Source organism: Protofrankia sp. Cas8 (assembly GCF_963555845.1).
In the GTDB taxonomy this organism is placed as follows: Bacteria; Actinomycetota; Actinomycetes; order Frankiales; family Frankiaceae; genus Protofrankia.
Genome location: NZ_CAUVXI010000108.1, coordinates 1 through 4,319 on the forward strand (window position 1 = coordinate 1; position 4,319 = coordinate 4,319).

Annotated in this window: 4 protein-coding genes and 1 pseudogene; all 5 read right to left on the reverse strand. The window is 68.6% G+C overall.

Annotation, left to right across the window (positions count from 1 at the left end):
* Positions 1–413 (reverse strand): pyrroline-5-carboxylate reductase family protein (locus U9977_RS15970; RefSeq protein ID WP_322750060.1); only part of this gene is annotated, 413 nt, incomplete at its 3' end.
* Between the two features lie 54 nt (positions 414–467).
* Positions 468–1,424: a proline dehydrogenase family protein gene (locus U9977_RS15975; RefSeq protein WP_416210647.1), complete on the reverse strand. Its 957-nt coding sequence runs from the start codon at positions 1,422–1,424 to the stop codon at positions 468–470.
* Positions 1,425–1,442: 18 nt separating this feature from the next.
* Positions 1,443–2,246 (reverse strand): class I SAM-dependent methyltransferase, encoded by an 804-nt coding sequence (locus tag U9977_RS15980; protein ID WP_322750062.1) that lies wholly within the window; start codon positions 2,244–2,246, stop codon positions 1,443–1,445.
* Positions 2,247–2,418: 172 nt separating this feature from the next.
* A complete protein-coding gene (locus U9977_RS15985; protein ID WP_416210648.1) occupies positions 2,419–3,396 on the reverse strand; it encodes a sugar phosphate isomerase/epimerase family protein in 978 nt (325 codons plus the stop codon).
* A gap of 214 nt (positions 3,397–3,610) precedes the next feature.
* Positions 3,611–4,319, reverse strand: a pseudogene (locus tag U9977_RS15990) (Ppx/GppA family phosphatase); the annotation flags it as partial.

Below are 4,319 nucleotides of genomic sequence, written 5' to 3' on the forward strand. Positions count from 1 at the left end.
TCCTCGCCCGCGTGGGCGCCCGCCGAGATCACCGACATCGCCTCGTCCACGAGAACCGGCGTGTTCGTCATCACCCGCACAACCGGTGTGCCCGTGGCGAGCCGGTGCTCCAGGTAGGACGTGGTGATGCCAGCGGCCAACGAGACGACGAGGTGGTCCGAGGTGACAACGCCAGCGATCTCAGCTACCAGACCGGTCATGTCCTGCGGCTTGACTGTGAGTATCAGCACATCCGCCCGGGCGGCCGCGGCCGGGTTCGACAGCGCCTCGACCCCGTGACGGGCGGACAGCTCCTCTGCGCGCTCGGAACGCCGAGCCGTCACGAAGAGGCCGTCCGGATCATGACCCGAACGGAGCATTCCCGCCAACAGTGCCTCACCGAGTTTGCCGGTGCCGAGGATCGCGACCGTCATGAACGTCCCTTCGCTGGACCTGATCTCACCGCACCGACTGTCACAGCACCGACGTCACCGGGATGACCGCAGCGCGCGCAGGAAGAACAGCAGGTTGGCTGGGCGCTCGGCCAGCCGCCGCATCAGGTAGGCGTACCACTCCCGCCCACACGGTACGTAGACCCGCACCACCTCGCCTGCCCCGACGAGACGCCGCTGCTCGCCCGACCGGACGCCGAAGAGCATCTGATACTCGAACGACCGTCGGGCATGACCCGGATCCAGAGCTACCAGATCGGTTCCCGACCCTGCAACCGCCCCGGCGAGCCGACCGGCCAGGTCAACCAACGCAGGATCATGGGTGGCGACCATGGGATAGCCCCGGCCCGCCATCAGGATCGCCAGACACCGCGCGTACGAGGCGTCCACCTCGGCCCGACGAGCGTAGGCAACCGAGAGTGGCTCGGCATACGCGCCCTTGCACAGTCGCACCCGGCCGCCGGCACCAGCGAGATCACGGCAGTCCGCCTCGGTGCGCCGCAGATACGCCTGGACGACGGCACCGGTCTCGTCGAACTCCCGGCGCAGCTCGGCCACCTCGGTCAACGTCGCGTCGGTGGTGGTGTGGTCCTCCATGTCCACCGTGACGCAGGTGCCCGCCTCCCGGGCCGCCTGGCACACCCCGAGCACGAGCTCGCGGGCCAGGGGCGCGTCAAACGCCTGGCCGAACGAGGAGAGCTTGACCGACACCTCGCTGGCCGGGGTGAGACCCGCATCGGCAAGTGCCCGCAGCAGGTCACGGTAGGTCGCGGCGGACTCGTGGGCACGCTGCCGATCGATCGTGTCCTCACCGAGAACGTCCAGGGACACCCGCAGGCCAACGTCGCACAGGCCGCCGGCGACCCTGACCCCGGCGGGAACGTCCTCGCCCGCGACGAACCGGTTGACCACGGCGTGGGTCACCGGGCTGGTCGACACGAGCCGTCGGACATGAGGATCACCCGACGCGGCCAGCACCATCGTTCGCAGCATCGCGGTACGCAGCACCACTCAAGGATCCCGCAGGGTGGCCGTCGGCGGCGCGCTGGCAACGTCCTCACCCGGCGAACCGATGCGGGCGACGACCAGCACCGTGTGAAACGGCTCGGTGATCATTCCGTCAGGGAACGCCTTGAGCAGGGACCGCCGCTCAGCGGCCAGAAAGTCCTCCAGCCTGTCCCCGGTCGCCTGGACGTACGATTTCGACCGCAGCCACAGCTCGTACGCCTCCACCGCAAGCGTCCGGCTCCACCGGCCGGACACCGTCACAACCTCGGCGAACAGACCCGTCCAGCGCAACTCGTCCGCCCACGGACGCAGCCGGTGGTCCCGCTGGTAGCCCGGACTCATCGCCTCCAGCCGCTGCTGCTGGCGTTCCCACCAGCGCAGGTCCGCACCGTCGACGTCGTTCCACCAGACGGCGAGCGCGCCGCCGGGCCGCAGCACCCGCGCGGCCTCGGCCGCGGCCACCGGTACCTGGACCCAGTGCCAGGCCTGCGCGTAGCAGACGAAGTCGGCCACGGCGTCGGCGAACGGCAGGGCTTCCCCGTCGGCGCGCACCGCGCCAAGCCCGGGCGTGCGCTCGCACAGGCGACCGAGCATCCCCGGGCTGTGATCCACTGGGATCACCCGGGCCCCACGGTCCAGCAGCGCCCGGGTGGCGATGCCGGTTCCGGCGCCGACCTCGATGATGTCGGCGCCGGCAAGCTCGCGTCCGGCCAACCACTCCAGATCCACGAACAGCCGATGGGGATAGGACGGCCGCGCGGCATCGTAGGCGTCCACCAACGGATCAAACAGCGACCTGGCGCTCACCGGAGCATGGTGACACCACCCCGGAACGTCGCGATGCCACCTTCGCAAACTGCGGGTGTCAGTTCTGGAGCCTGTTTCAGCACCTGTCTCAGATTTTCTGTCCGATCACCAGGCCGATCACCAGGCCGATCATCAGGCAAATCGGCAGCCAGCTCGGTGCGACCCGGCGCCGTCAGGGCATCCGGCCGCTCACGGTCGCAGGCGCGGCCGCGAGGTTGAGCCGGGTGAACGCCAACGCCTCGGCGAGATCCGCCTCCCGCTGGGCTCGGGACTCCGCCCGCCTCGTGTTGATCTCTACGACGACGGTGCCGTCGAATCCTCGAGCCGCCAGTCTCTCCAGCAGGTCGGCACACGGCTGGTTGCCGCGTCCGGGCACAAGGTGCTCGTCCTTGGCCAGCCCGATCCCGTCGGCCATGTGAACGTGGACGAGTCGTTCACCCAGTTCGTCCGCCATCGCCAACGCGTCGGAGCGCGAAACGCTGGTATGCGAAAGATCAAGGGTGACATGCCGGTAGTCATCGCCCACCGGCGACCAGTCCGGGGCGTACGCGGAAATCTCCCGCCCCCGCGCGCGCAACGGGAACATGTTCTCGACCGCGAAGCGGACGGCTGTCTCATCCCTCATTCTTTCGATGCCCTCGACAAAATCGCGGGCAAAATCACGCTGCCAGCGGAACGGCGGATGGACGACGACGGTCTGCGCCCGTAGCGCTTCGGCGACCGTACGGGCCCGCTGCAACTTCGCCCAGGGTTCGGCTCCCCATACGCGCTGAGTCAACAGCAGGCACGGGGAATGGATGGCGAGAATCGGAATACCGTGATAATCGACAAGCCGCCGCAGAGCCTCCGGATCCTGGCTTACCGGATCCGTCAACACCATGATCTCGACTCCGTCATACCCCAGCCGCGCAGCCATCTCAAAGGCGGCCGCCGTCGATTCGGGGTAGGTCGACGCGGTCGACAGGGCGACCTTCGCCGAAGGGACCCGCGCGGTGGTCCGATCAGCTCGACGAGGAGCGATCAAGGTCGGGTATGTCGTGCCGCGGGAGGACACGGCAAAGCCCCGCGCGGGCCCACGCGGGCTCTGCACACCGTTGTCCGCGGCCTCGGCGTCCCCGAGTCGCGGCGCTGGGGTTGACGCCTCGGACATCTCTCCAGAGTAGGGCGCGTCCGCTCGATCTTCACTGACACCTCCCGTGCCCGTCATCGGGTCTCCAGGACCCCGGTAGTCATCCACCAAGTTCCCCGAAACGGCCCGCAGATGTCCGAGAAATACATATCCGGGAAATACCAGGGACCCGACCGCCGCACGCCCGCGCATCTCGCACGAACGGGGCCGCCAGCCTTCATCGCCCGCGATCGGATCAGGCAGAGGTCAACCAGTCCAGCCTACGCAGAATGACTCCCTCCCGAAGCGCCCACGGGCAGATCTCCACCTCGCTCAGATTGAGCAGTTCAAGAGCTTCGGCGGCGACGACGGACCCCGCGGCGAGCTGGCCCGCGCGATCAGCCGACACCCCCGGCAGACCGCACCGCTGCGCCGCGGACATCTTGCACAGCCGGTTGGATATCTCACGCAGCGCATCCTGGCGCAGGACCCTGCGAACGTAGGGACCACGACTGTACGGCTCGGCACCGGCGATACGAGCCAGTGACCGGAAGGTCTTCGACGTCGCCACCGCCCGCGTGGGCTCGCCGACCACATACAGGTTCGACACCACCGGTGCGATGTGCGCCCGGACGTACCGTCGCAGGGCCGCGACCTCTGACCGTTTGGGTGGGTCGTTGGTGAACCAGTCACGAGTCAGTCGACTCGCCCCCAGCGGCAGGGATGACACCACGTCGGGATCTTCATGCAACCCGGCTGCGATCTCCAGTGATCCGCCACCGATGTCGAGCGCGAGCAGGCGCCCGGCGCTCCACCCGAACCAGCGCCGGACCGCCAGGAAGGTCAGGCGCGCCTCATGCTCGCCCGGCAGGACGGCAAGCGCGACACCGCTCGCCGTTCGCAGCCGGGCCAGGACGTCCTCGCTGTTGGTGGCGTCACGCAGAGCCGATGTGGCGAACGCCACC

What these genes read in the sequence shown, in the direction of transcription:
- U9977_RS15985 (WP_416210648.1), bottom strand. Translation starts at nt 3,396, where the DNA reads ATGTCCGAGGCGTCAACCCCAGCGCCGCGACTCGGGGACGCCGAGGCC.
- U9977_RS15975 (WP_416210647.1), bottom strand. Translation starts at nt 1,424, where the DNA reads ATGCTGCGAACGATGGTGCTGGCCGCGTCGGGTGATCCTCATGTCCGA.